Origin of the sequence: Acinetobacter sp. NBRC 110496 (genome assembly GCF_000876115.1) — a bacterium.
In the GTDB taxonomy this organism is placed as follows: Bacteria; Pseudomonadota; Gammaproteobacteria; order Pseudomonadales; family Moraxellaceae; genus Acinetobacter.
In genome coordinates, this window is record NZ_BBTF01000023.1 from 24,458 (window position 1) to 50,410 (window position 25,953).

Here is a 25,953-nt window from a genome sequence, read left to right on the forward strand (position 1 = left end):
TATGACTGACGCTCAATCTGCTCAAAATATTGCAACCACTTACGATCCAACCGAGATCGAAAAGAAATGGTATCAAATCTGGGAACAACAAGGTTATTTCAAACCCTCAGGTCAAGGTGAATCATTCTGTATCATGATTCCGCCACCGAACGTCACGGGTAGCCTGCACATGGGGCATGGTTTTAACAATGCCATCATGGATGCACTGACCCGTTACAACCGTATGATGGGTAAAAACACCTTATGGCAACCCGGGACTGACCATGCAGGGATTGCAACGCAGATGGTGGTCGAGCGTCAATTGGGAGCGCAAGGTGTCAGCCGTCATGACTTAGGTCGTGAAAAATTCATCGAAAAAATCTGGGAATGGAAAGAGCAATCAGGCAATACCATCACCCGTCAGATCCGTCGTTTAGGTTCTTCAGTAGACTGGTCGCGTGAACGCTTCACGATGGATGAAGGTCTATCCAATGCAGTCAAAGAAGTCTTCGTTAAACTGCATGAAGATGGCTTAATCTACCGTGGCAAACGCCTCGTCAACTGGGACCCGAAACTACAAACGGCCCTGTCAGATTTAGAAGTTGAATCAGATAAAGAAGAAGCAGGTTCATTGTGGCACTTCAAATATTTCTTTGAAGATAAAAACCTTCGTACCCATGATGGTAAAGACCATATCGTTGTCGCTACGACTCGTCCTGAAACCTTGTTAGGTGATACTGCGGTTGCTGTGGCACTGGATGATGAACGCTATACACACCTTGTGGGTCAGAACATTATCCTACCAATTACAGGTCGTGCTGTTCCAATCGTTAAAGATGAATATGTCGATAAAGAATTCGGTACAGGCTGTGTAAAAATCACCCCTGCACACGACTTTAACGACTATGAAGTCGGTAAGCGTTGTGAATTGCCAATCATCAATATCTTCAATAAAAATGCAGAAGTATTGGCTGAGTTTGAATACATTGCCAAAGCAGGCGAGCAAATTTCTAAAACCATCCCTGCTCCTGCGGACTATATTGGTTTAGAGCGTTTTGCAGCGCGTAAAAAACTGGTTGAACAAGCTGAAGCTGAAGGCTGGTTAGATCAAATTCAACCTTATACGCTGAAACCACCTCGTGGTGACCGTTCAGGTGTGATCGTTGAGCCATTATTGACAGACCAATGGTATGTAAAAATTGCACCATTGGCACAACCTGCAATTGAAGCGGTTCAAGATGGTCGTATCAAGTTCGTTCCTGAGCAGTACAGCAACATGTACATGGCGTGGATGAACAACATCCAAGACTGGTGTATCTCGCGTCAGCTTTGGTGGGGTCACCGTATCCCAGCTTGGTATGATGCTGAAGGCAACATTTATGTCGGTCGTAACGAAGCTGAAGTCCGCGCTAAAAACAACATCCCTGCGGATGTTGTGTTAAACCAAGATGAAGACGTACTGGATACGTGGTTCTCTTCTGCGCTGTGGACCTTCTCAACCTTAGGTTGGACGGGCGATGCCAAGAAAGATGCGGAAAACTATTTCCTCAATACGTTCCACCCAACTGATGTATTGGTGACTGGTTTTGACATCATCTTCTTCTGGGTTGCTCGTATGATCATGTTTACGATGCACTTCATGAAGAACGAAGATGGTACGCCACAAGTCCCGTTTAAAACGGTTTATGTACACGGTCTGGTTCGTGATGGCGAAGGCCAAAAAATGTCGAAGTCTAAGGGTAACGTGCTTGACCCATTAGACCTGATTGACGGTGTTGATCTTGAGACTTTGGTACAAAAACGTACGACGGGTCTGATGAACCCGAAACAAGCGGCGAAGATTGAAAAATCAACCCGTAAAGAATTCCCAGAAGGTATTCAAGCTTATGGTACTGACGCGGTCCGTTTCACGTTCTGTGCACTTGCCAATACGGGTCGTGACATCAAGTTCGACATGAAACGTGTTGAAGGCTACCGTAACTTTGCCAACAAAATCTGGAACGCTACCCGTTTCGTATTGATGAATGTTGAAGGTCAAACGGTTGCTCAAGAAGCGCGTCCAGAGCTGTGGGAACTTCCAGAAAAATGGATCATGAGCCGTCTGCAAAAAGCAGAAGCTGCGGTACATCAAGCATTCGCTACGTATCGTTTAGACCTTGCTGCGCAAGCGATCTATGACTTTATCTGGAATGAATACTGTGACTGGTATGTTGAGTTAACCAAACCTGTTCTGAATGATGCCAATGTCTCCGAAGAGCGTAAAGCCGAAGTTCGCCGTGTGTTACTTGCGGTGATGGAAGCATCTTTACGTTTGGCACATCCGTTGATGCCGTATTTGACTGAAGAAATCTGGCAAACCCTTGCGCCAATGTTAGGCAAAGGCGGCGCGACGATTATGACTGCGCAGTACCCTGTACCTGATCAAGCAAAAGTGAATGATCAAGCTGAAGCAGATATGCAATGGTTACAAGGTTTGATTGGTGCGGTACGTAATATTCGTGGTGAAATGGGCTTAGGTAATGCGCGTTTATTGCCTGTATTACTTAAGAACATTTCTGATGCTGAGCGTGAGCAAATCATCCGTATCGAAGCTTTATTCAAAGCATTGGCGAAAGTTGAAAGCATTGAGTTCTTAAGCAATGAGCAAGAACCACCGTTGTCTTGTTCTAGCGTTGTCAGCCATGCTTCGGTATTTGTACCAATGAAAGGCTTAATTGATCCTAAAGCTGAATTGGGTCGTTTGCAGAAGGACTTGGATAAAGTTCAAAAGCAACATGATCAAATTGCCAATAAACTTTCGAATGAAGGTTTTGTTGCCAAAGCACCAGCAGCGGTTGTTGAGGGTGAAAAAGTGAAATTGGCTGAGTTTGCTGATCAGTTAGCGAAAATTAAGCAAAGTATGGAGCAAATTGCTGCGCTGTAAAGTGTTGCTTGTTTGATCTAATTTAATGTATAAAGGGCTGATCATTCAGCCCTTTTTATTAAAAATAAATTCAAGTTTTAAGTTCTTAGATTCCTTTCAAATTACAAAATATTGCCCTATACCTAATATGCAGTATTCCCTCTCCTCATAGGAGAGGTGTTTTTCTTTTTAAATGCGAACAAACATTCCATAAATCATCCAACACTCTCTCAGTATTTTTTAAAATCTCATGATTCCAATATCTCACTACTTTTAAATCCAAAGCTTCTAAAAACTTCGTTCGCTCAAAATCATAAGCTCGACCATCATCTGTATTATGTTGACTACCATCTAACTCAATGACCAAACCCAGTTCATGACAGTAAAAATCTACAATATATGATGCAATCACATGCTGCCTACGGAATTTTAGATTCATAAATCGTTTGGCACGTAGTATTTGCCACATCAGATGTTCTGCATCTGTCGCATTACTGCGCATGGCTTTAGCGAATTCTAATAATTGTGGGTCTAGTTTCATTTTTTCTCCTATTTTTAATTTCCCTCACCCCAGCCCTCTCCCAAAGGGAGAGGGAGCATCCTTTGTGAATTAATTTATAATTTGATACGTGACATTCCCTCTCCTTCTAGGAGAGGGTTAGGGAGAGGTTACAACACCCCATGCCCCAACAACATCTCCACCCCACTCACCTTTTTCATATGCTTTAAACGCTCTTTTTCCCACTTCAACTTCTGTTTTAACTCAGCACAATCCGCATCTATGGCTTTATACACATCACCAATATGCAGATGCTCAGCTTTGACTTTCTTCGCCAACTGAAAAGAATCTAAAATTTCGTCAATTTGGCTTTCAAGTTGCTGACTTTGCGCATCCAACGCCAGTTTATAAAACTTCACCTGCTCAGCCGATAACTCTTTGCTACCAACACCTTTGTTCTGTTCAAGCTGTAATTGAAGCTTGAGCAAGTAAAACAAATCCTGCTGTTCATAGGCCTGACTCGCCTGTTGGAACAACTCAGTTTTTTCTTCTTTCTTGGTCTCGTCTTGCTCACGGTCGGGGTGAATCATCGCAGCAATTTTTAAATACACGGTTTTCAGCGACTGTGCTGCCATCTGCTCAGCTTGTTCACGTTTCTGCTGTTGTCGAAGTTGCTTGGCTTGTTCACGGGCTTGTTGCTGCTCGGCAGCATATTGCTCAAAATCATCTTGTTCTAATGCTGCATCCTGCTCAAAATTTTCATCCTGTTCAAACTTGGCTGACTGTAGTTTTTTATTCTTTTTAGCCGATTGCTGTGCATGCTGCTGATAAAAAGTATCGATCTGCTTGACCAGCTTTAACTGTTCATCCTTCAACATCTTGGAACGCTTTAACATTTGGGCAAGCTGGGCAATTTTTTCATCCAGTTGCTGCATATCCACTTTGGAAAACGCATGCTGCTGTAACAGCGTCCAAAGTTGATCTAACTGCTGAAACAAGATTTCATGCAGTTCACTATACACAGGCATCAGCTTTTGCCGTGTATGTTGTTGAATCTCGGCTTGGGCATTCTGCCATGCGGCAAGACTGATTTTTTGCTGCTCTATTAGATCAATCAGGCGATTCAGCTTTTTCTGCTGTGCAGATGGTTCAGCCCTTTGCTTTAAACTGACTTTGAGATCAAAAGACATAATGCATCTGCCTAAAAATAAAAAAGTGTAGCAATAATCAGACGGCGAAAGTAGCGTTCGACAATCAATGAACTGCATCAAAAAATAAAGCCGCTCAATTGGGCGGCTTTTCAATCACATAAACAGATTACTGTGCAGTATAACCACCATCCATCACCACCGCCTGCCCTGTGATTCCTGCGCCTTTGTTACTGGCTAGGAAAATCGCATAGTCGGCAATTTCTTCAACACTGAGTAAACGCTTCTGTGGCACCATGGCTAAAATCACATCTTCCAAAGCACTTTCCAGACTCACATTACGGGTTTTGGCCAAGTCGGCAATTTGCCCACGTACCAACGGCGTATCCACATAACCCGGACATAATGCATTCACGGTAATGCCATCACGGGCACATTCCAAAGCCGCCACTTTGGTCAAGCCGATCACGCCATGCTTAGCACTGTTATACCCCGCCTTACCAGCAAAGCCAATCAATCCATTGATCGAAGACATATTGATAATACGACCATATTGTTGTGCTTTCATAATTGGAAACGCATGTTTAATTCCGATAAATGAACCTGTCAGCATCACCTGTACCAGTTTCTGATAAATATCCGTTGAGAAATCTTCAATTGCTGCAACATGCTGAAAACCCGCATTATTGATCAGGATATCCAAACGCCCAAAAGTTTGTGTAGTCAAATCAATCGCGGCTTTATAAGCTTGTTCATCAGTTACATCGCAAGGTGCTGACAGGGCTTCAAAACCCTGCTGTTTTAACTGCTCCACGGCTTGCCGACATTTCTCAGCATTGACATCAGAAATCACCACTTTGGCACCTTCCTGCGCAAATTTTTTCGCAATTTCCAAACCAATACCGCTCGCAGAACCCGTAATAAAGGCCACTTTGGCTTCGAGTTGTTGAGTCACTGTGCTACTCCTGTTCTTGATCATTTTGATTGCTCACCTGTCAAAACGGGCAAGCTGAAATTAAAATTTGCCTTAGACAATACCAAACCATGTAAATGCAGCAATCACCACAAATACCGCCAAGGTTTTAATAATCGTCACTGCGAAAATATCTTTATAGGATTGCTTATGGGTTAAACCTGTGACCGCAAGTAAGGTAATCACTGCGCCATTATGCGGCAGTGTGTCCATACCGCCCGATGCCATCGCCACCACGCGATGCATCACTTCAGGGGGAATACCCGCTGCTAAAATCGCTGCATTGTAGGTTTCTGCCATCGCGCTCAAAGCAATACTCATTCCACCCGAAGCAGACCCTGTAATCCCAGCCAGCACCGTCGTGGTCACTGCACCATTGACCAGAGGATTGGTAAACGTCGTCCCCAGTGCATGGCTAATCAAAGCAAAGCCCGGTAATGCCGCAATAATCGCACCAAAACCATACTCCGATGCAGTATTCATCACCGCCAATAATGAACCACTGATACTGGCATTCACACCTTCTTTAAAGTTAGTTACCACGCGCTGATAATCAAATAAAATCGCCGCAATAATGCCAACAATCAAGGCCAAACCGACTGCCCAAATCGCCCCTGTTTTTGCTACATCAACAGTGTAGTTGGCGAGACCAATTGCATTAAAATCAAAGCCATTTGGATACCATTCTTTGATGGCTGTGGATAGATAACGGTTCATCACCGCAACCAGAATCAATGGCACAAAGGCCATACCTTGACGTAACACTGAACCGTTGCTTTGCTGAGATAACTCTACATCAGCAGTCGTTGGCGTGGCTGCATCTTCAGCAGCAAAACCTGCATAGCCTTCACCCACACGAGCAGCAGCTTTACGACGTGACTCCAGATACAACAGCCCCATGCTTAAGACGAAGATCGCCCCAATTACACCCAAAAACGGTGCTGCATAGATATTGGTACCAAAGAAGGTGGTCGGAATCACGTTCTGAATTTGTGGTGTACCTGGCAAGGCATCCATGGTGAATGTAAATGCGCCTAAGGCAATGGTGCCAGGAATCAAACGTTTTGGAATATTGGCCTGTTGGAACAACTGATTGGCAAATGGATAAATCGCAAATACCGCCACAAACAGACTGACACCGCTATAAGTCAAAATGGCACCCAGTAAAACCACCGTTAAAATGGCTTTCTTTGCACCAATCAAATTGACAATGGTACGGGCAATCGATTCGGCAATACCTGACATTTCCACCACTTTGCCAAAGATCGCACCCAGCAAGAACACCAGAAAATAGTCTTTAATGAAATTAACCATTTTCGGCATAAAAACGCCCGAATAAAACGGCAATACATTGGCGGGGTTAATCAGAAAAACCGCCAGCAATGCACATAACGGTGCCATCAAAATCACGGAAAAACCGCGATAGGCCGTGTACATCAGCAAGCCTAAAGACAGCAGAATGACAAATAAGTCCCACATATTCTTTTACTCCATTCCAAAGAATATATGTCAGGGTCAACCAAATTATTTTTTTTATACTATGTGGTGGTTATCCTAACCATAAACAAAATTAAAATACTGCGAACTGCAGTACAGAATCTAAAGCAAAGACGCATGCTAAAACGTATTTTAAAATAGCATTAAAATCATAAAAAACAATATCATTAAACCAAAATCAATCATTTAAATTAATCATAAAAATCATACAGATACAAAAACAACACTCAAATAATTTAATTGATTAATAAAACAAATTAACTATTCAAAAATACTCATTAATCCAATCAAAGTATATTTAGCTTATTATTTTAATCATCTATTTTTCGATATTGAGATAAAATAATTCAATAATCATTTGCCGATTTTTTAAAAATAAACAGCTTGGCTCGCATCAGCGAATTAACAAAAATGCCAGTCACAATGTGCTGTTTTTTTTATAAATTACAGCATATAAATCAAAAACTTTCCGCATAGGTCGTCCACCATGACTTTAAAGCAACTCAAAGCATTTCTGGCTTTGACTCGTACCCTGAATTATGCAAATGCCTCTGCTGAATTGCATCTCAGTCAATCTGCTTTAAGTCTAAGTATCAAATCACTGGAAGAAGAACTCGGTGGCAAACTATTTAAACGCAATACCCGTCGGGTTGAGCTGACACAAGAAGGAAAATCCTTGATTCCCTATGCCAAGAAATTACTGGCCAATTGGGAAGATATGGAAAAAGACGTCAAACAACGTTTTAAACTCAATCGCGGAACATTGAATATTGCTTCGATGCCCTTTGTCACCCATGCGATTTTGCCGCAAGTGATTCATAACTTTTTAGCCAAACATCCCAATATCAGCTTTTCCATTCATGATATTCCCAATGAAAAAGTACTGGAAAACGTTCAGGATGGCATTTTTGAAATAGGGATCTGCTTTGAACCGCCACGCAATGATCAATTGGAGTTTAAGCCCTTATTTGAGGAAGATTTTCTTGCGCTCTTACCAAAAACACATCCTTTGGCAAGCGCGGATTCGATCAGTTGGAAACAACTGTGTGCCAATCCCTTTGTGACCTTGCAACATCCCTCGATTGTTCGGCATTTGATTGAAGAAAACTGTCTTAAAAACCATCTGACATTAGATTTAAAAGTTGAATGTCATCAGATCAGTTCCCTCTCCAGCTTTGTGGCATTAGATATGGGGGTCAGTGCGATACCGCGCCATTTTCAGAATTTCATCGACAAGGAACATAATGTGCTGATTGAAATTGAAGATGGCAAACTGCCGCAAGCGATTGGCATTGTGTATAAGAAGGACTTTGAGCTTTCCAATATCTCAGCCGAGTTTATCGAGATCTTGCTACAACATGATTTTGGCTAAGCCCTTTCGGCTGATACGCCAAAACAGATTCGCCCTGTTATCGTGCCCTGTTGAGTGAATTAGATGAAATTTATTGTATTAATGAGTTTCCCTCATTAATCCTTTAGAAATTTAAACTTCTGTAAATAACCCCTGAGTGCTAAAACTATTAGAAACCAAGGAATTTACAGGTGAAAAAATGAATAAAGTCTATTCAAGCGCAGCACTGGCACTACAAGACGTGGTGCAAGATCAGCAGACTTTTGCGGTTGGCGGTTTTGGCTTATGCGGTATTCCTGAGGCCTTGATTCAGGCGCTGAAAGAAACAGGTGTCACAGGCCTGACTTGTATCTCCAATAATGCAGGTATTGATGATTTTGGCTTGGGTGTGTTGCTCAAGACCCGACAAATTAAAAAAATGATCTCTTCCTATGTGGGCGAAAATAAAGAATTTGAACGCCAATATCTAAATGGTGAACTCGAAGTTGAGCTCACCCCACAAGGCACATTAGCGGAAAAACTACGCGCGGGCGGTGCTGGTATTCCTGCTTTTTATACTGCAACAGGTGCAGGTACCTTGGTGGCTGAAGGTAAGGAACAACGCGAATTTAATGGTCGTACCTATATTCTGGAACCCTCTCTTACCGCAGATGTGGCCTTGGTCAAAGCCTATAAAGCGGATAAAGCCGGCAATCTGGTGTTCCGTAAAACCGCTCAAAACTTTAACCCTGAATGTGCAATGGCAGGAAAAATCACCATTGCTGAAGTGGAACAGATTGTAGAAATTGGCGAACTGGATCCAGATGAAATCCATTTAGCAGGGATTTACGTCAATCGTGTGGTGCTGAATGCCACGCCAGAAAAACGAATCGAACAAAAAACCCTCAAAGCACAGGACGCATAATCATGGCATGGACACGTGAACAAATGGCACAACGTGCCGCACAAGAATTACAAGATGGTTTCTACGTCAATCTGGGTATAGGCCTGCCAACCCTAGTTGCCAACTACATTCCAGAGGATATGGATGTGTGGCTGCAATCGGAAAATGGTCTGCTCGGCATTGGTGAGTTTCCAACCGAACAGCAACTTGACCCTGATCTAATCAATGCCGGCAAACAGACCGTTACCGCGCGTTCAGGTGCAGCCTTTTTCTCCAGCAGTGAATCCTTTGCCATGATTCGTGGCGGGCATGTCAACATTGCCATTTTGGGTGCCATGGAAGTCTCTGAGCAAGGTGACTTGGCCAACTGGATGATTCCGGGCAAGAAGGTCAAAGGCATGGGTGGTGCGATGGACTTGGTTGCAGGCGTACAGCGTGTGGTGGTGTTAATGGAACACAATGCCAAAGATGGGACTGCCAAAATCGTCAAACAGTGCAGCTTACCACTCACAGGTCAAAAAGTGGTGCATCGCATTATTAGCGACTTAGGTGTTTTGGATGTTGTTGCTGAAGGCATCAAACTGGTGGAGTTAGCGCCTGATGTGACTGAACAGCAAATTCAAGCTGCTACAGGTGTTGAGCTGTTGATTGAAGCCAAAGCTTAACCCTACACACCCTTTTATTTTTCTCGTTGAAGTGATGCTGTAATGGCATCACTTTTCGCTGTTTTCGGGAACAGCACATTCATTTAGGACAAATGGATGAGATACAACAAAATTAAAAATGGATGCTCAAGATGAATAAACAACCTGCCGTGTTAGAACGGTTTGCCCTGCGGATTAGTAACTGGTCGGAAAAATGGTTTCCTGACTCCTATATTTTTGCTCTGCTCGGTGTGATTATCGTTTCCTTTGCTGCCATCGGCATTGGTGCATCGGTACAAGATGTCGCAAGCTCCTTCGGGAATGGTTTCTGGAGTTTAATCCCTTTCACCTTACAAATGACCATGCTGATTATTGTCGGTTATGTGGTTTCGGTTTCTGCACCTGTAAAAAAACTGATTCAGAAAATGGCACGTATCCCGCACTCAGGTCGCAGTGCCATTGTCTTGGTCGCCACGGTCAGCTTATTGATTTCTTTGGTCAATTGGGCAGTCAGTACCATTTTGACCGCATTGTTGGTAATTGCGTTGGCAAAACGAAAAGAGCTACAGATGGACTACCGAGCTGCCGCCGCCGCTGCCATTATTGGTATGGGCGCAACGTGGGCACTTGGCATCAGTTCGTCTGCGGCACAATTACAGGCCAATAAAGCCAGTTTGCCTGAATCCATCTATAACCTCACAGGTGTGATTCCATTTACCGAAACCATCTTCCTGTGGCAATCCATGCTGATGACTCTGATCTTGGTGATTGTCTCGATTGCGATTGCCTATTGGTCTGCCCCCAAAGGTGACAATGTCAAAACCATGCAAGATTTTGAGCTAAACTTTGAAGAAGAAGAAAAAACTGAAGTTAAATCAACCCGACCGGGAGACTGGTTGGAAAATTCCCCTTTATTGACCATTATCGTGGTGGCATTAGGCTTGATCTGGATGTTCATCGAGTTTTCTAAAACCAATCCCATCATCGCCATTTCCAGTCTCAATACTTATAACTTTGTGTTCTTGATGCTCGGTCTGGCACTACACCGTACCCCGCGAAACTTCCTCAATGCTGTGAGTCAGGCGGTGCCTGCGGTGTCGGGGATTCTGATTCAGTTTCCGCTCTACGGCAGTATTGCCTTTATTATGACCCAAGCGCTGAATGGTCAGGATTTATCCCTATCGCATTATATTGCTGAATTCTTTGTTTCGATTGCTTCAAAAGAAACTTTTGCGATTGTGATGGGGATTTATTCTGCAGTGCTAGGGTTCTTTGTTCCCTCTGGTGGTGGTAAATGGATTATTGAAGCGCCTTATGTGATGCAAGCAGCCAATGATTTACAAGTGCATTTAGGCTGGTCAGTGCAAATTTATAATGCAGCCGAAGCCTTACCAAATCTGATCAATCCCTTCTTTATGTTGCCAATGTTGGGAATTCTAAAACTCAAAGCCAAAGACGTGATTGGCTTTACTGTCACCCAATTAGTGTTCCACCTGCCTTTAGTGCTGTTCTTACTGTGGATTTTAGGCCGTACCCTCACCTATAGCCCACCAGTCATGTAACTACACAGCTCCGTCAGCGCCACTTTTTATCTTGAAACTCTTGAAGATGAAAAGTGGTGATCCCTGTTGCTTACTACCAATCATCTACCGATTTTCATGCGAGTTCTCTCGGCTCGCTTTATTCAGCAATGTCCAAAACCATGCTATTTTTAAGCAAATTGCACCACTTTTCACCAAAATTAAAATTTAACCTCTAAATTGGTGCGTTTTTTGCTTTAGATATTTCATCAAATTAAGTTGTTGCAATACAGCTTGAGTTTCTAGATTTACTAAATCCATTTTGGTGCAGAAAACGAATCAAATATTTGCATCAAAATAAAATTTAGCACTTTTTTTGAGCACCACTATGCAAAACGTAGATCTATTTTTTTTACTGCTCGGGGCAGTACTGGTATTGGCAATGCACGCTGGCTTTGCGTTCTTGGAATTGGGCACCGTGCGCCATAAAAACCAAGTCAATGCATTGAGTAAAATCCTCACCGATTTTGCCATTTCAGCGATTGCCTATTTCTTTGTAGGCTATTGGATTGCATATGGTCAAAACTTTTTCCATGCTGGCAGCACCTTAGCCGCCGATCATGGTTATAACCTGATGCGCTGTTTCTTCTTACTGACTTTTGCTGCGGCGATTCCTGCGATTATTTCAGGCGGTATCGCTGAACGTGCCAAAATGCGTGCGCAAGCCATTGCCACACTGATCTTGGTTGCCCTGATCTACCCTTTCTTTGAAGGCATGATCTGGAATGGTAACTACGGTCTGCAAAAATGGTTAGAGAACTCTTTTGGTGCAAGTTTCCATGACTTTGCAGGTTCCGTTGTGGTGCATGCCATGGGTGGCTGGATTGCCCTCGCTGCGGTGATTTTACTGGGTGCCCGTCATGGTCGTTACAAGAATGATGGTCGTGTCAGCGCCCATCCACCCTCATCTATTCCATTCCTTGCTTTAGGTTCATGGATTCTGATCGTGGGCTGGTTTGGCTTTAACGTGATGAGTGCACAACGGGTTGAAGCCATCTCTGGTCTGGTGGCAATTAACTCACTGATGGCAATGGTCGGTGGTACTTTGGCAGCCAACTTTATGGGCCGAAATGACCCTGGCTTCTTACACAATGGTCCATTAGCAGGTTTGGTCGCCATCTGTGCAGGTTCCGATATTGTGCACCCAATTGATGCATTAGTTATTGGCGGCACGGCGGGTGCACTGTTTGTTTACCTGTTTACCTATACTCAGAATAAACTGAAAGTTGATGATGTGTTAGGTGTCTGGCCATTACATGGGGTATGCGGTGCCTTGGGTGGTATCGCAGCAGGCATCTTTGGACAACAGGCGCTCGGTGGTCTCGGTGGTGTTTCCATCATCTCGCAAATCATTGGTACGGGTCTCGGTATCATCATTGCCTTGCTTGGTGGTTTTATTGTCTATGGCCTGTTAAAAGCCACGATGGGGATTCGTCTTTCGCAAGAAGATGAATATCGTGGTGCAGATCTTTCCATTCATAAGATTTCAGCCAACTCTGAAGAGTCCATGTTCTAAATCTAAACCCTTTTAAGCGACGGCAACGTCGCTTTTTTTATATTGAACAGATCGCAATTGCATTCCAATATATCGAATTAATTTCAACTCAATTGCGCTGTTTATGGAGATCAGCACCCCAATCGGGCTTCCAGACCGCTCCCCGCCGTCACTCAAATCCAGATGGTAATCATGGCACATATCATGCTTTATATTTCTTGCAATTTTTACGGTAATTTACAACTTTTAAATTACGCCACTCATCCACATTACGATTAACAAAACCGTAAAAAATATCGCTTGAGCATGTGCATTCAACTCCATTAAGATGAAAAATAATGTTTTTTAATACACCAAAAAGAACACATTATTTTTCATAAAAATGAACGGTTAAACCGCAACAATGACGCATGTGATCATAACGATACAAAAGGAGTTTTGTACATGATTTATAAACGCACCATGACCTCTCTGCTTTGTGCAGGCACTTTGATATTTGGACTCAGTGCCTGTAGCGATAACAAAGCGCCAACGGCTGGCGACAAAGCGACTGAAGGCAGTGCATCGGCTTCAGGAACATTAAACAAAATCAAAAGTTCTGGCACGATTGTGCTAGGTTATCGCGATTCATCAATTCCCTTTTCATATATTGCCTCTACCCCAAACCAACCGGTTGGTTATGCACATGATCTGCAACTAAAAGTCGTTGAAGCTGTGAAGCAGAAGCTGAATATGCCAGATCTGAAAATCCGCTATAACTTGGTCACCAGTCAGAACCGGATTCCGCTGGTCTCGAATGGCACGGTAGATCTGGAATGTGGCTCCACCACCAATAATAAAGAACGCCAGCAGCAAGTCGATTTCTCTGTCGGTTTCTTTGAAGTGGGTTCACGCTTACTAACCTCTAAAAATTCGGGCATTAAAGACTTTGCCGATTTAAAAGGTAAAAAACTGGTCACCACTGCGGGTACGACGTCTGAACGCTATATCCGTCAACACCAACAAGAACTTGGCATTGGCGAAATCATTTCTGCCAAAGACCATGCTGAATCATTCTTAATGCTACAAAATGGTCGTGCTGTCGCGTTTATGATGGACGATATCCTGCTGGCAGGAGAAAAATCCAAAGCTAAAGATCCGAATCAATGGGAAATTGTCGGCACAGCACCCATCCATGAAATTTATGGTTGTATGCTGCGCAAAGGTGATACAGGCTTTAAACAGGTGGTTGATGATGCCATTAAGGCAACCTATGCGTCTGGTGAAATCAACAAGATGTATGAAAAATGGTTCCAGCAACCGATTCCACCAAAAAATATTAATTTGAACTTTGCCATGACCGATCAGCTCAAAGCCTTAATCAGCAACCCACATGATCGCGATCAGTAATTCGCTCCCCTTATCGCAACAATAGTATTGTGGGGTCGGGAAACAGAGGATGTTGTCCCGACTCTACTCAGGAGTTGTTATGAATTATAGCTGGAACTGGGGTGTTTTGTGGCAATCAACAGGCATCGGCGATACCACCTACCTGAACTGGATTGTCACGGGCCTCGGATGGCTCATTGTGATTGCTGTGGTTGCATGGAGCATTGCCCTACTGCTCGGCAGTATTCTTGGCATCATGCGCACACTTCCCAATAGAACCGCCAGAGCAATCGGTACGGCCTATGTGACGTTATTTAGAAATGTGCCCTTACTGGTTCAATTATTTATTTGGTTTTATGTCGTTCCCAACTTCCTGCCCGCACCGATTAAAAACTGGTGGATCAATGATCTGGGCGCCAATACCACCGCGCTGATTTCCGCCAGTGTCGGACTCGGTTTATTCACTGCAGCACGTGTATGTGAGCAGGTTCGAACAGGCATTGAAGCTTTACCCAAAGGGCAAATCAATGCTGGCTATGCTATGGGATTTACTACGACACAATTGTATCGCTATGTCATTCTACCGCAGTCTTTTCGTACCATTTTGCCGCCACTGAGTTCTGAACTGACCAACTGCGTGAAAAACACCTCGGTCGCCTCATTAGTTGGGGTGGCAGAACTCATTTCACAGATGAAAACCATTAGTGAATATACCCAGAACACCATCGAAATTTATACCTATGTCACACTGATTTTTATCGTGATCAACATCTGCCTCATTTTTAGTATGAACCTTCTGGAAAAACGCCTGCGTATTCCTGGTTTAATCTCAGGAGGCAAGTAATATGGATGGATTCACTTCTTTTCTGAATGACTTACAGCAGTCTGGCCCCGCACTCTGGTATGGATTCAGCATCACCTTAAAAGTGGTGGTGATTGCCACTATTGGTGGTATCGCCATCGGTACGCTACTGGCAATGATGCGTTTGTCTTCAATCAAAATTCTGAATTGGATTGCACAGGCTTATGTCGACCTGTTCCGTTCCATTCCCTTGCTGCTGGTCTTGATGTGGTTCTATTTTGCTGTGCCATTTTTTTATACCGCAATTACTGGACAATACCTGACTATCGATACCGCTTTGGTTTCAAGTATTGTCGCCTTCATGCTATTTGAAGCAGCGTATTTTTCTGAAATTGTCCGTGCAGGGATTCAGTCCATTCCCAAAGGTCAAGCTGCTGCTGCTTCAGCATTGGGTATGAGCTATGGCCAATCTATGCGACTAATTATTCTGCCTCAGGCGTTTAGGAAAATGACCCCGTTATTACTGCAACAGACCATCATCCTGTTTCAAGATTCCACTATGGTTTATGCGATTGGACTACTCGATTTTTTCAGAACAAATTATGTTCGTGGCGATTTAATGTCTCTGCTTACCCAATATATTTTATTTGCAGGGTTGGTGTACTTCACTATCAGCGCTCTCGCGACATTCGCAGTGAAACGTTTACAAAGGAGGTTAAGTGTATGAGTGACAATAAAGTAATGATAGACCTCCAAAATGTCAGTAAGTGGTATGAACAATTTCAGGTACTGACTGAATGCAGTACTCAAATTTGCCAAGGTGAAGTGGTGGTGGTTTGTGGCCCATCGGGTTCAGGAAAATCCACCTTGATTAAGACAGTGAATGGGCTTGAGCCATTTCAGCAAGGCAAAATCTTTGTCGATGGCGTGCCTGTGCATGAATCCAAAACCGATATGACCAAACTGCGGAGTCGAGTCGGTATGGTATTTCAGCACTTTGAACTGTTTCCGCACTTAAGTATTACCGAGAATCTGACCATTGCACAGATCAAAGTGCTTGGACGTTCAGAAGCGGAAGCCAATAAAAAAGGACTCTCCTATCTGGATCGGGTTGGACTGAGCGCACATGCCAATAAATATCCCACCCAGCTTTCAGGGGGGCAACAACAACGTGTAGCAATTGCGCGTGCCCTCAGTATGGACCCGATTGCGATGCTATTCGATGAGCCCACTTCTGCGCTTGACCCTGAAATGATCAATGAGGTCCTTGATGTAATGGTGGGATTGGCCAAAGAAGGCATGACCATGATGTGTGTCACCCATGAAATGGGCTTTGCCCGCCAAGTCGCCAATCGTGTCATCTTCATGGACCAAGGAAAAATTGTTGAAGACTGCTCTAAAGATGAATTCTTTGGTGCGCCACGTGGGGAACGAGCTCAGCAATTTCTGGATAAAATTCTGCATTAAGTTTTTCATACATCCCCAATGTAAGCAGTCTCAATGGCTGCTTATATGATACAACAACTGAATAAACGTCGTGATATGCCCTGTTCCAGATATTTAGCAGGTTTGAATAACCAAGCTTTGAAAATATAAAAATTTTTGCTAGTTTTTTATTTTATCAATATCCTCATTTGGTACTTTTTTAGGTATATTTAAGAGGTTATTAAGCTTGTTCACATTAAATAACACAAATTTTCATCTGATTTTAATAATAGGCTCAATGATTCTGAAAACACCTTTTTTTGCACTAACCAGCTTTCTCTTAATGCTTAGCTTTTTCATCTTATTCTTCGTGTTTCCAATCGGTGGCATAATTGATTTAGATCTGATTCAACCTTGGGTCAGTTTACAAGGGACATTCCCTTACAAAGATGACTGGTTTCTAGATAAACTCAACCATAGCTATGTCAAAAACCTACTCATAGCAGTGTATCTGATCTTTTTCTTTTTATGGTGTGCCTCATTTAAAGTTGAAAAACTCAAAGCAAAGCACTGGGAATACGGTTATATGTTTTGGGTGAGCATCCTGTGTACCGCTGTGGTTGGATTCTTCAAATCACATTCGGCTCATGCCTGTCCTTGGTATATGACCCATGAAACAGCAACAGGCTTTATCTGGGATTTTTCAGCAACAGCAGGACACTGCTTTCCAGGTGGACATGCCAGTACAGGGTTTGCCTTGGTCACAGGCTATTTTGTTTATCGTTTAAGTCATCAGAGACGTGCATGGTTCTATCTTTTTGCTGGAATGGTTATTGGTTTTGCCATGGGCTGGGCGCAAATGATGCGCGGCGCTCATTTTCTTAGTCATAACTTGTGGACGGCATGGTTCTGTATTGCGGTGAATCTTGTTATATATGCAATCACCTATAAACGTCATCAACAAGCTGCAAATCATAAGGCAGTACCGATAACAACAGTTGATGTGGTAAAGTGAGCCCAGCACCAAAATCCATGATGCACTTCACGACCACTTTAGGATATTTTTTCTTCCATATGACTGACTTTCAAACCTTTTTAGAATCCACTTTACCAACGCAGCAATCATCTATTCAATCTTATGAACTAGATTCCCATAAAGTATGGTTAAAAAAAGCATCTGAACGTCATGGGCTATGGCTATATACGCCATTAAAATGGTTAGCAAAAATATTTAACTTAGGCTCAATAACCCCTGTTCCAAATCAAGGTGGAGCAACTGCAATTGAATGCGAATTTAGCAGAATCCAGCAACTCAATGCACTAGGAGTCTCAACACCCAATGTTTTGGCTGTATCAAAAAAAGGTATTTTATTGGAGGATGTCGGCGCTCAACGTCATAGTCAGGTAGATCAGCTCGATCAAAAGATTGCCAGTTTAAAAGACCATCCCGAAGTACAGTTTGAGTTATTTAATCAAGCCATTCAATCTATTCGTAATATTCATCAACAAGAAGGTTATTTGAGCGAAGCATTTGCTCGTAATATTTTGGTCGATGAACAAAATCAGTTTACTTTTATTGATTTTGAAACCGATCCCAAAGATGTACTCAGCCTACATGACTGTTTTGTACGTGATTGGTTGCTCTTTATCTTTTCAACCGCTTACCACTTTGAATTTGAACAACTTGAGCAAGCAAGCAAGTTACTCTATCAGGCACTCGTAGATGAACCTCAAGTCTATAAAGACATTTGTAAAGTTGGTAAACGCTTAAATTGGGTATTGCATTTTAATGTCAGTAAAGTTGGCAATGATGGCAAACGTATTCAAAAATGTGTACTTTTCTTACGCTATTTAAAAGACCAAGCACTAAACAGCTCACATTAATCTTTAATGACTATAGTCGTGATGGGCTAGTTTTTTCGGGAGTTTGACCAATACACTCAACCCTCCTAATTCGATACTGCGAGACAAAGTCAAAATACCACCTAAACGTTGCGTTGCCTTATCGACTATCGATAAACCAAGTCCACTCCCGACTTCTAAATGATGATGTACACGATAAAAGCGTTTCAGTACCTTATCATATTGCTCAGGATCAATGCCTGTCCCACTGTCTTCGATCTGGATATAGGCAAAATCATCCGCATCACTGTACACCGAGATATTAATAACTCCCTGATTCGGGGTATATTTAATTGCATTATCAATCAAATTGAAAATAATCGAATGAACTGTTGATTCAAGACTTTGCATTTCAATAGGATCATTACGCTCAAATCCCAAATCAATCTCTTTTTGCATGGCTAAATTCACCAATTGCTCAACACAATTTAATGCCACATCATTCAAACGAAAATTAGTATTTGGTTCAATTAAACTAAGTGCAACATCCTGCTTTGCCAACGCTAACAATTGAGTGACCAAATGTTGAATACGGGCTAGTCCTTTACTGAGATTTTGCAAAGATTCATGTTCAGGCAACTGACTGATCAAGATCCGGGTTTGTAAATTTAATGCTGTGACAGGTGTTCTGAGCTCATGGGCAGCATCGGCAATAAATTGTTTTTGTTCGGTTTGAGCATGCTGAATGCGCTCAAATAGACGGTTCATTTCTTCAATGGTCGGCAACAACTCTTGCGGATAATTTTGGCTGTCTATGGGTGCCAATCCATCTGAGTCACGTTGGGTCAACTCTGTTTTAAAATCTTCTAAAGGCTTTAAACTCAAGCGAATAATGAAAGCGAGAACAAAAATAGCAATTGGCAGCAGCAAGATATAAGGAACAAACATGCTGCCAGCTAACTCCCATGCAAAAGCATGACGTACCTGTTCCTGCTGACTGACTTGAACCTGATAGTCCTGCAAAGGCACAACATACACACGCCATTTGCCCTGTGGTGTGTCCTGCGTATAAAAACCAGCTTGTTTCACTGGAGGAATCAATAATTGCGTTTGGTGCCATAAATGACTTTGATCTTTATAGGCCCATATATCAATCAACAAATCTTCTTCATGATATGTTCGATGCAATTCAACCCGACTTGAAACAGGCAGAATCGGTTGCGAAATTGATCGCTCTGCCATGTATTGCATTTGAGTATCCAGAATCTCATCAACTTCGTGTAATGAAATCTGATACGCCGCTAAAATTAAAAAACAGCCGAGCACCACACTAAAAATGGAAGTACCCCAAATCAACCTTTTCTTAAGTGAATAATGCTTTGCTGTTTTCATAAATTTAAGATTGTCCTAGACGATAACCTAAACCACGGATGGTACGAATAAAGTCTTTACCTAATTTGGCACGCAAATGATGCACATAGACTTCAATGGTATTGCTGGTCACTTCACTATCAAAATCATACAGCTTATCTTCTAAATTGGCTTTAGAAAAAATCTTGTTTGGATGTGAAACCATCGGAATCAGGATCGCCCACTCCCTATTTGACAATTCAATTTGTTGCCCTTTAAAGGTCGCCAAATGTTGCTCTACATCCAGTATTAGTTCGCCGCTTTTAAGTAACTGAGATTGGCTCTTAAGCTGGGCTGCTTCATTACTGCCACGACGTAGTAAAGCATTAATGCGGGCCAACAACTCATCAAACTCATAAGGTTTAATAAGATAATCATCTGCCCCCTGATTCAGCCCATCGACACGATTCTGCAACTGATCTCTTGCAGAAATGATTAGAACAGGCAATGAACTACGCTGACGGATCTGTTTGAGGATTTGCATCCCATCCATTAAAGGCAAACCCAAATCCAATAATACTAAATCAAAGGATTGCTTGGTGAGTAAAGCCAATCCATCCACCCCGTTATTGACCCACTCTACGTCGAATTGATGGTATCTCAATAAAGTCAATGTCGACTCTGCAATCATAAAATCATCTTCTATCATCAAGATCTTGGTCATGATTTCATTTCACCTTAAGGGTTAGGACATGTTTGCAACATGTCATCTTTGGAGTTAATTACTTTAGTTTTTACATCAAGCAGGCTCAGCATTGTTGGAAACAAATTATCTTGGCTGAGCTTAGTATTACTTTGTTGTTTCAGGCATTGCATCTGTTTAGCTGCATGTTGTTGCCATGTATTTGAAAACCACATCAGCATTGGGATATGGGTCTGCTGAGAGGGTGCGATGGCATAAGGTGCACCATGCAAATACATGCCACTCTCACCTGTCGACTCACCATGATCAGATAAATACCACAAACCTGTTTGATACTGCGTTGTTGGTTTTAATGTTTCGATCAATGAATCTAAAATATGGTCGGTATAAAGCAAAGTATTGTCATAGCTGTTGACCAAAGCTTCTTTACTGCACCCCTGAATAGCATTGGTATCACATGTCGGCTTGAACACACGATAGGCTGGTGGTACACGCTTATAATACGCTGGGCCATGGCTCCCCATTTGATGTAATACCACCAAATGTGGTCGGGTATCATCTTTTGGAATCGTTTCAATATACGCTTTTAGGCTATCAACCAGCATCTCATCTAAACACTCTCCATCTTTACACCACTTTTTCTGAATCGGTTCAGGAATCTGGAATTGTTGCACGCGATCACAAGTACCTTTACAACCAGAATTATTGTCAATCCAAGTCACTTGATAACCTGCTCGTTGGGCAATATCAAGTAACCCCTCACGATGACTTGCAAGGCGCTCATTATAATCTTCTCTTGGCATACCAGAGAACATGCAAGGAACCGACACAGCTGTTGCTGTACCGCAAGAACTGACTTGGGAAAAGTTGATAATGTCTTGCTTTGCTAATTTAGGATTGGTTTGTTTGCCATATCCATTTAGTGAAAAATTTTCTGCACGTGCTGTTTCACCCACAACCAATACCATCAGCTTAGGTAAACCTTTTGCCGCTTCTACATGCTGTGCATCTTCACCATAAGTCACCAATGGGAGATTTTCTTTCGGAGCTTTCTTTTTATAATATGAAATAAAAGATCCGATCATATTTTGAGGAGAAATCATTCCTTTCAGATCTCTGTTCTCACGAAAAATTGCTGCAAAATCAACATAAAAAACAAATAAAAGCCCAGCAACCATAGCTAAAGAAAGTACAGAAGCAATCACCTTTTTTAATAATTGGCGTAGTACAGGTTCAGGTTTAATCTTCACCAACAAGATTACAATAATCGGCAAGATGGTCATACCTAATGTCCATACCACAAGATGCCATGACCAGGTATCTCGTGCTTCTGCAACATTGGTTTGCATCAAGTTTTGAATTTGGTCAGAGGTAATCCAGACACCTAATGTATTGACCGTATAAGCAGCAAAGCCTCCAATAAAAACCAAGGCAATTGCAAGTGGTTTTGCAGTCCATTTCCAGCTTAGAAGCTGGAAAAGAAAGTTATATATGGCAACAACGACCAATATAGAAGCCAATACAAAAAAACCAGCTTTCATTCCAGTATATGGAGTAAGAGACTCCATTTTTTTATAAAAAGCAAAATTTAAAAATACACCTAACCAAATAGCAACTAAGGCATTAAAAGTTAACAGCGAGATAGGTCTTGTCTTGAGTTTCTGTAGCAGCATGGTCATCATAATCTAAAAATAAACTTCTTAGTGTCTCTAAGATAAAAATTAAAACTTAAAAATGACTTAAACTAAATAATAATAGGCGCAATAATATCTGCAATTCGGTTCTAGATTTACTTACAAATCGAGGGAGACATTTAATTTCACATCATCCCGCTGATTTGTGATCTCTCCATTACGTACCCTAGTTTTATTCTTAAAAAAATCATTCAATGTAGTGGATTTACTATACTACAAGTCATATCCCATACAAACAAAAACACCCTTTAAGGTGTACTTAAAGGGTGTTCAGTAAGAAGGATAATTTAGAATTTAAATTCTAAGCCTAGACCTGCAACAGGTTGCTTATCCTTTTTGCTTGCTTGCTCAAGCGTTAGATAACCAGCATAACCATAGGTTCTGACTTGTTTGTTAAATGCATAGTCTGCGCCTGCAATAACTTGTTTTGCTTTAAAATCAGCTGTATTGGTTTTAAAGCTAGTATCATTTTGGCTGTATTGACCTTTTACTGTCCAGTTCTTCGCTTGAGGAATATTATATTCAGCACCCAATAACCAGCCTTGCGCGTCATCAATATTTTCTGAACCTGATGCATTGCCAGCAACCGCGTCAACTTTAGAGGTCTGATAAAGTGCTTTAAGCGCTAAACCTTCAACAGGATTAACTCGACCAATGGCACGGACGGTATTGGCAGCTGCAAATAGACTTCCACCAGAAATCGCAGGTTCAGCCGCATTTAAGAAACCACGACCAAGGAAAGTGCTTGGAATCGCTTTGTCATAACCGATACCCGCAACCAGCAATGGGTTTTCATAGGTGACTGTCGCTGACCATGCATCTCCCAAACCACCACCTGCAACTTTTGCGCCGCCGCTGGTCTGTTTAATACCAGAAGACTCACCTGTTGCAAGTAAAGCATTGAATTTAAAAGCACCATCTAATAACTGAACTGCTGGCGACTCATAGATCACAGCATTATCAATACGGTTTTCACCTGTGAAAATACCCGTGATATCCGCCTTGTTTGCGACATAGTTATTGAAGGTATCAACGACACTCGATAACTGTTTAACTGGCGTATCATGCTTACCAATTTTTAAAGTACCTAATTGGGAATCTTTTAAACCGACAAAACGATTACGCTGTGTCCAGTCACTGCTATCGCCATCCGCACTAAACCCCCACTCGATTGCATAGACTGCACTTAAACGCTCAGTGAGTTTTTCATCACCTTTAATTCCTATAAATGAACTGTTTGAACTAATTTCCCAAACATCTTTATTTGATTTAGTCGCATTTTTTTCTGGTAAATAATCAACGCTGGCATCGATTTCACCATACAGTGTTGGCGCTGCAAATGTGGTTGTTGCAAGTAAACTGAGCACTGCTGCTGTTACAATTTTGATTTTCATTGTTTACATCCTGGTTAAATTTGTAACAAATCCTACACAGTAACTTTATATGACAAAACGATTAAAATCTTATTTATTTATTCTAATTTCGACTAAAGTTTAATTTGCAGCCAGTGATAAACTCTGCCACAGATTTTAAACCATATTTTTATATTTTAAAAAATTATTTTATATATCAAACCATTAGAAAACAAATTAAGTACTTTTCATAATCACATGGCGATATTCAAAAAAATAAAAAATCCGACGAAGAGCATTCAATCTAGAGATAAGCATAAGGACTTAACCCTATTTGTCATTTCACATCTGTTCAGTTTAGTAAAAAAACGGTAATAAAAATATGCTTTCATCTTACATAATTTTTCCAGTAAATAATTGGCCACAAACAAAGCACAGCAATCATGCAGATGACAATCAAATAATGAAAATATCCGAGCCAATCCGCAACGACTCCACTCCATAAATAAAGAAAGCCACTGACAGTCGCCATAATCGAGACTTGAAAGGTAAAATCTGTGCCAGCAAATTGTTTACGACTGTATTGCATAACCAAGGTTAACATCACCACTAACAGCATGGCAGAGCAGGCATCTTCAACCGCATTGACCACATAAAGCCAGATTGGAGAAATTTCATGCCCAGCTTCGTAAGCATGAGCCAAAATAGTATAAGCCCCCAAACTCAAGATCTTAAGCAGTGAAAAAACAATCAAACTTTGCGTTCTGGAAAAATACTTCAATAATAAGCCTGCAATTGCAGCTCCTAACAATGCAGCAACTGCACCAAACATGGTAATAAACACCCCAATCTGGGTGAAATTCAAGCCCATATCCACCATTAAAGGTTTTAACAAAGGTCCTGCTAAACCATCAGCCACTTTAAAACTAATTAATACCAGCAACCATGCTTTTAGTTCTGAAGAAGACTGAAAATAAGCGAGATAAGCTTTGATCGCCTGTACTAAAGAAACGCTATCAGCGATATTAGCTACCCCTTTACTCATGTGTTGCGGTTCACGATAAAACAAAACAGGCAGCGTATTGAGCAAGACCAGTGCTGCCAAAGCCAGAAAGGTCTTTTGCCACTCCAGCCAATCAAGACACCAAAGTACTGCCCCTCCGCCTACAATAAAACCTAAACGAGATCCGATCACTTGAAAGGTGTTGCCCCAGTGTTGTTGATCACTTTTCAGTAAATTGACTGCCAGACCATCTGTCGCTATATCCTGCGTTGCGCCAGCTAAATTCATAAGGAACAGTAATGCAAAAAAAATCAGCAAATAATAGGGTTGGTTTAAAGCCTGAATCGGGAAAAATGACAAGACAATCAGAATCAGTACACTCGCAAGTTGAGTAGGAAGAATCCAACTGCGGTAATGGCCTAATCTTGAGATGGCAGAACGATCCACATAAGCCGCCCAAAAAATTTTAATCGACCAAGGCAACATCAATAAGCCAAAACCACCAATGTGCGCCAAGGACACCCCCTGTGCCCTTAAAATCACAGGCAGCGCATGGGTCATAAAACCTACAGGTAAGCCCTGCGCCCAGTATAAGGAAAACAATAAAATGTAAACCTGACGAAGATTAAGCATTTTCAGTTTTCCATAACCGTAGATGAAGAGGAGCTCAAGTATCCAATCCTTTCATCGGCATAGCAATAAAATCTTATTTTTTGCCAATGCAGTGTCGATCATGAGCGTTTAACATCATTGTAATTGTCATTACATATTATAATTTATGTCGCAGGATTTTCCAGATTTACCCCCGTTAGTACCACAACGTGGATCGCTTTATAGTCGTACGTTATGTAAGAAAATTTTTTTAAGCCAAGGCTGGACTGTTGTCGGGGAAATTCCCAATCTTCCCAAGGCTGTTGCGATTATTTCTCCACACACCTCCAATATTGACGGCTGGTATGGCTTTCTCGCTATCGGCGGGCTAGGGTTAAAAATTACTGTACTGGGTAAAGACAGCTTATTTAAGCCACCATTGAAGCCACTGTTAAACTGGGCAGGACTCATTCCTGTACATCGAGATAGTGCACATGGCCTCACCGAGCAAGTGGTTGCCAGCATTCGCCAACACGATAAAATCTGGATTGGAATGGCACCTGAAGGTACGCGTAAAAAAGCCAAAAAAATGAAAAGCGGTTTTTACCATATCGCCCATGCAGCAGGTATTCCGATTGTGATGTTCGCCTTTGATTATGACCATAAAACCATTTATTGTTTAGGTGCCTTTATTCCAACGGGACACTATCAACAGGATCTTGAACAGATCATGCAATGTTATGTAGGTCACTTCTCTCCCAAGAACCCACATTGGCTGGCAGCTCCCTTACAAAAACTTGTGAAAAAAAACTAGAAAAATAGAGGCAAATCTGCTCTGATGTGCCCATCTTTTTTGTACATTTTATCTGCAT

General features: G+C 41.9%; 22 protein-coding genes. 13 read left to right on the forward strand and 9 right to left on the reverse strand.

Annotation, left to right across the window (positions count from 1 at the left end; genetic code table 11):
* Position 1: 1 nt before the first annotated feature.
* Positions 2-2,902, forward strand: a complete 2,901-nt coding sequence (locus Aba26S_RS21255; protein WP_005243862.1) for a valine--tRNA ligase — start codon at positions 2-4, stop codon at positions 2,900-2,902.
* A 145-nt stretch (positions 2,903-3,047) separates the two neighbouring features.
* Here Aba26S_RS21255 and Aba26S_RS12315 read toward each other — a convergent pair whose 3' ends face one another.
* The 4 genes from Aba26S_RS12315 to Aba26S_RS12330 form a co-directional block, all read right to left on the reverse strand.
* A complete protein-coding gene (locus Aba26S_RS12315; protein WP_043972310.1) occupies positions 3,048-3,422 on the reverse strand; it encodes an endonuclease domain-containing protein in 375 nt (124 codons plus the stop codon).
* Between the two features lie 128 nt (positions 3,423-3,550).
* Positions 3,551-4,570, reverse strand: a complete 1,020-nt coding sequence (locus Aba26S_RS12320) for a molecular chaperone DnaJ (RefSeq protein ID WP_043972312.1) — start codon at positions 4,568-4,570, stop codon at positions 3,551-3,553.
* Between the two features lie 127 nt (positions 4,571-4,697).
* Positions 4,698-5,483, reverse strand: coding sequence for a 3-hydroxybutyrate dehydrogenase (locus Aba26S_RS12325; protein WP_043972315.1), 786 nt, complete (start codon positions 5,481-5,483; stop codon positions 4,698-4,700).
* Between the two features lie 72 nt (positions 5,484-5,555).
* Complete coding sequence (locus tag Aba26S_RS12330; protein ID WP_043972318.1) at positions 5,556-6,980, reverse strand: GntP family permease; 1,425 nt, start codon at positions 6,978-6,980, stop codon at positions 5,556-5,558.
* A gap of 505 nt (positions 6,981-7,485) precedes the next feature.
* Here Aba26S_RS12330 and Aba26S_RS12335 point away from each other — a divergent pair.
* The 11 genes from Aba26S_RS12335 (at position 7,486) to Aba26S_RS12385 (ending at position 18,430) form a co-directional block, all read left to right on the forward strand.
* Positions 7,486-8,370 (forward strand): LysR family transcriptional regulator, encoded by an 885-nt coding sequence (locus Aba26S_RS12335; RefSeq protein ID WP_005243871.1) that lies wholly within the window; start codon positions 7,486-7,488, stop codon positions 8,368-8,370.
* Between the two features lie 178 nt (positions 8,371-8,548).
* Positions 8,549-9,253, forward strand: coding sequence for a CoA transferase subunit A (locus Aba26S_RS12340; protein WP_005243873.1), 705 nt, complete (start codon positions 8,549-8,551; stop codon positions 9,251-9,253).
* Positions 9,254-9,255: 2 nt separating this feature from the next.
* Entirely contained in the window at positions 9,256-9,897 is a 642-nt protein-coding gene (locus tag Aba26S_RS12345) for a CoA transferase subunit B (protein ID WP_043972319.1), read from the forward strand.
* Positions 9,898-10,028: 131 nt separating this feature from the next.
* A complete protein-coding gene (locus tag Aba26S_RS12350) occupies positions 10,029-11,438 on the forward strand; it encodes a short-chain fatty acid transporter (RefSeq protein WP_043972322.1) in 1,410 nt (469 codons plus the stop codon).
* Between the two features lie 346 nt (positions 11,439-11,784).
* Positions 11,785-12,972, forward strand: a complete 1,188-nt coding sequence (locus Aba26S_RS12355; protein WP_043972325.1) for an ammonium transporter — start codon at positions 11,785-11,787, stop codon at positions 12,970-12,972.
* A 423-nt stretch (positions 12,973-13,395) separates the two neighbouring features.
* Positions 13,396-14,340 carry a transporter substrate-binding domain-containing protein gene (locus Aba26S_RS12360; RefSeq protein WP_043972328.1) on the forward strand — a complete coding sequence of 315 codons (945 nt, stop codon included), beginning with the start codon at positions 13,396-13,398 and terminating at the stop codon, positions 14,338-14,340.
* Between the two features lie 79 nt (positions 14,341-14,419).
* Entirely contained in the window at positions 14,420-15,163 is a 744-nt protein-coding gene (locus Aba26S_RS12365; RefSeq protein ID WP_043972330.1) for an amino acid ABC transporter permease, read from the forward strand.
* 1 nt (position 15,164) lies between these two features.
* Complete coding sequence (locus Aba26S_RS12370; RefSeq protein ID WP_043972333.1) at positions 15,165-15,848, forward strand: ABC transporter permease subunit; 684 nt, start codon at positions 15,165-15,167, stop codon at positions 15,846-15,848.
* Positions 15,845-16,588, forward strand: coding sequence for an amino acid ABC transporter ATP-binding protein (locus Aba26S_RS12375; protein WP_043972336.1), 744 nt, complete (start codon positions 15,845-15,847; stop codon positions 16,586-16,588). The genes Aba26S_RS12370 and Aba26S_RS12375 overlap by 4 nt, the downstream gene beginning before the upstream one ends.
* Positions 16,589-16,844: 256 nt before the next feature.
* Entirely contained in the window at positions 16,845-17,561 is a 717-nt protein-coding gene (locus Aba26S_RS12380) for a phosphatase PAP2 family protein (protein ID WP_043972340.1), read from the forward strand.
* Positions 17,562-17,620: 59 nt separating this feature from the next.
* Complete coding sequence (locus tag Aba26S_RS12385) at positions 17,621-18,430, forward strand: hypothetical protein (RefSeq protein ID WP_005243890.1); 810 nt, start codon at positions 17,621-17,623, stop codon at positions 18,428-18,430.
* A 3-nt stretch (positions 18,431-18,433) separates the two neighbouring features.
* On the opposite strand, the gene Aba26S_RS12390 is transcribed toward Aba26S_RS12385, so the two are convergent.
* The 5 genes from Aba26S_RS12390 to Aba26S_RS12410 all read right to left on the reverse strand — a co-directional run bounded on the left by Aba26S_RS12390 (position 18,434) and on the right by Aba26S_RS12410 (position 25,123).
* On the reverse strand, positions 18,434-19,780 hold the full coding sequence (locus Aba26S_RS12390) for an ATP-binding protein (protein ID WP_043972342.1): 1,347 nt from the start codon (positions 19,778-19,780) through the stop codon (positions 18,434-18,436).
* A gap of 4 nt (positions 19,781-19,784) precedes the next feature.
* A complete protein-coding gene (locus Aba26S_RS12395; protein WP_005243900.1) occupies positions 19,785-20,462 on the reverse strand; it encodes a DNA-binding response regulator PmrA in 678 nt (225 codons plus the stop codon).
* A gap of 14 nt (positions 20,463-20,476) precedes the next feature.
* Positions 20,477-22,114, reverse strand: a complete 1,638-nt coding sequence (locus Aba26S_RS12400; protein WP_043972358.1) for a phosphoethanolamine transferase — start codon at positions 22,112-22,114, stop codon at positions 20,477-20,479.
* A 308-nt stretch (positions 22,115-22,422) separates the two neighbouring features.
* Positions 22,423-23,529 carry a porin gene (locus tag Aba26S_RS12405; RefSeq protein WP_043972344.1) on the reverse strand — a complete coding sequence of 369 codons (1,107 nt, stop codon included), beginning with the start codon at positions 23,527-23,529 and terminating at the stop codon, positions 22,423-22,425.
* A 346-nt stretch (positions 23,530-23,875) separates the two neighbouring features.
* On the reverse strand, positions 23,876-25,123 hold the full coding sequence (locus tag Aba26S_RS12410) for an MFS transporter (protein ID WP_043972347.1): 1,248 nt from the start codon (positions 25,121-25,123) through the stop codon (positions 23,876-23,878).
* A 145-nt stretch (positions 25,124-25,268) separates the two neighbouring features.
* Between Aba26S_RS12410 and Aba26S_RS12415 the strand changes: the two genes are divergently transcribed.
* Entirely contained in the window at positions 25,269-25,895 is a 627-nt protein-coding gene (locus Aba26S_RS12415) for a lysophospholipid acyltransferase family protein (RefSeq protein WP_043972350.1), read from the forward strand.
* Positions 25,896-25,953 lie beyond the last annotated feature (58 nt).

What these genes read in the sequence shown, in the direction of transcription:
- Aba26S_RS12340 (WP_005243873.1), top strand. Translation starts at nt 8,549, where the DNA reads ATGAATAAAGTCTATTCAAGCGCAGCACTGGCACTACAAGACGTGGTG.
- Aba26S_RS12315 (WP_043972310.1), bottom strand. Translation starts at nt 3,422, where the DNA reads ATGAAACTAGACCCACAATTATTAGAATTCGCTAAAGCCATGCGCAGT.
- Aba26S_RS12375 (WP_043972336.1), top strand. Translation starts at nt 15,845, where the DNA reads ATGAGTGACAATAAAGTAATGATAGACCTCCAAAATGTCAGTAAGTGG.
- Aba26S_RS12405 (WP_043972344.1), bottom strand. Translation starts at nt 23,529, where the DNA reads ATGAAAATCAAAATTGTAACAGCAGCAGTGCTCAGTTTACTTGCAACA.
- Aba26S_RS12410 (WP_043972347.1), bottom strand. Translation starts at nt 25,123, where the DNA reads ATGCTTAATCTTCGTCAGGTTTACATTTTATTGTTTTCCTTATACTGG.
- Aba26S_RS12345 (WP_043972319.1), top strand. Translation starts at nt 9,256, where the DNA reads ATGGCATGGACACGTGAACAAATGGCACAACGTGCCGCACAAGAATTA.
- Aba26S_RS12320 (WP_043972312.1), bottom strand. Translation starts at nt 4,570, where the DNA reads ATGTCTTTTGATCTCAAAGTCAGTTTAAAGCAAAGGGCTGAACCATCT.
- Aba26S_RS12380 (WP_043972340.1), top strand. Translation starts at nt 16,845, where the DNA reads ATGATTCTGAAAACACCTTTTTTTGCACTAACCAGCTTTCTCTTAATG.
- Aba26S_RS12415 (WP_043972350.1), top strand. Translation starts at nt 25,269, where the DNA reads ATGTCGCAGGATTTTCCAGATTTACCCCCGTTAGTACCACAACGTGGA.
- Aba26S_RS12395 (WP_005243900.1), bottom strand. Translation starts at nt 20,462, where the DNA reads ATGACCAAGATCTTGATGATAGAAGATGATTTTATGATTGCAGAGTCG.
- Aba26S_RS12365 (WP_043972330.1), top strand. Translation starts at nt 14,420, where the DNA reads ATGAATTATAGCTGGAACTGGGGTGTTTTGTGGCAATCAACAGGCATC.
- Aba26S_RS12400 (WP_043972358.1), bottom strand. Translation starts at nt 22,114, where the DNA reads ATGCTGCTACAGAAACTCAAGACAAGACCTATCTCGCTGTTAACTTTT.
- Aba26S_RS12360 (WP_043972328.1), top strand. Translation starts at nt 13,396, where the DNA reads ATGATTTATAAACGCACCATGACCTCTCTGCTTTGTGCAGGCACTTTG.
- Aba26S_RS12350 (WP_043972322.1), top strand. Translation starts at nt 10,029, where the DNA reads ATGAATAAACAACCTGCCGTGTTAGAACGGTTTGCCCTGCGGATTAGT.
- Aba26S_RS12330 (WP_043972318.1), bottom strand. Translation starts at nt 6,980, where the DNA reads ATGTGGGACTTATTTGTCATTCTGCTGTCTTTAGGCTTGCTGATGTAC.
- Aba26S_RS12390 (WP_043972342.1), bottom strand. Translation starts at nt 19,780, where the DNA reads ATGAAAACAGCAAAGCATTATTCACTTAAGAAAAGGTTGATTTGGGGT.
- Aba26S_RS21255 (WP_005243862.1), top strand. Translation starts at nt 2, where the DNA reads ATGACTGACGCTCAATCTGCTCAAAATATTGCAACCACTTACGATCCA.
- Aba26S_RS12370 (WP_043972333.1), top strand. Translation starts at nt 15,165, where the DNA reads ATGGATGGATTCACTTCTTTTCTGAATGACTTACAGCAGTCTGGCCCC.
- Aba26S_RS12385 (WP_005243890.1), top strand. Translation starts at nt 17,621, where the DNA reads ATGACTGACTTTCAAACCTTTTTAGAATCCACTTTACCAACGCAGCAA.
- Aba26S_RS12355 (WP_043972325.1), top strand. Translation starts at nt 11,785, where the DNA reads ATGCAAAACGTAGATCTATTTTTTTTACTGCTCGGGGCAGTACTGGTA.
- Aba26S_RS12335 (WP_005243871.1), top strand. Translation starts at nt 7,486, where the DNA reads ATGACTTTAAAGCAACTCAAAGCATTTCTGGCTTTGACTCGTACCCTG.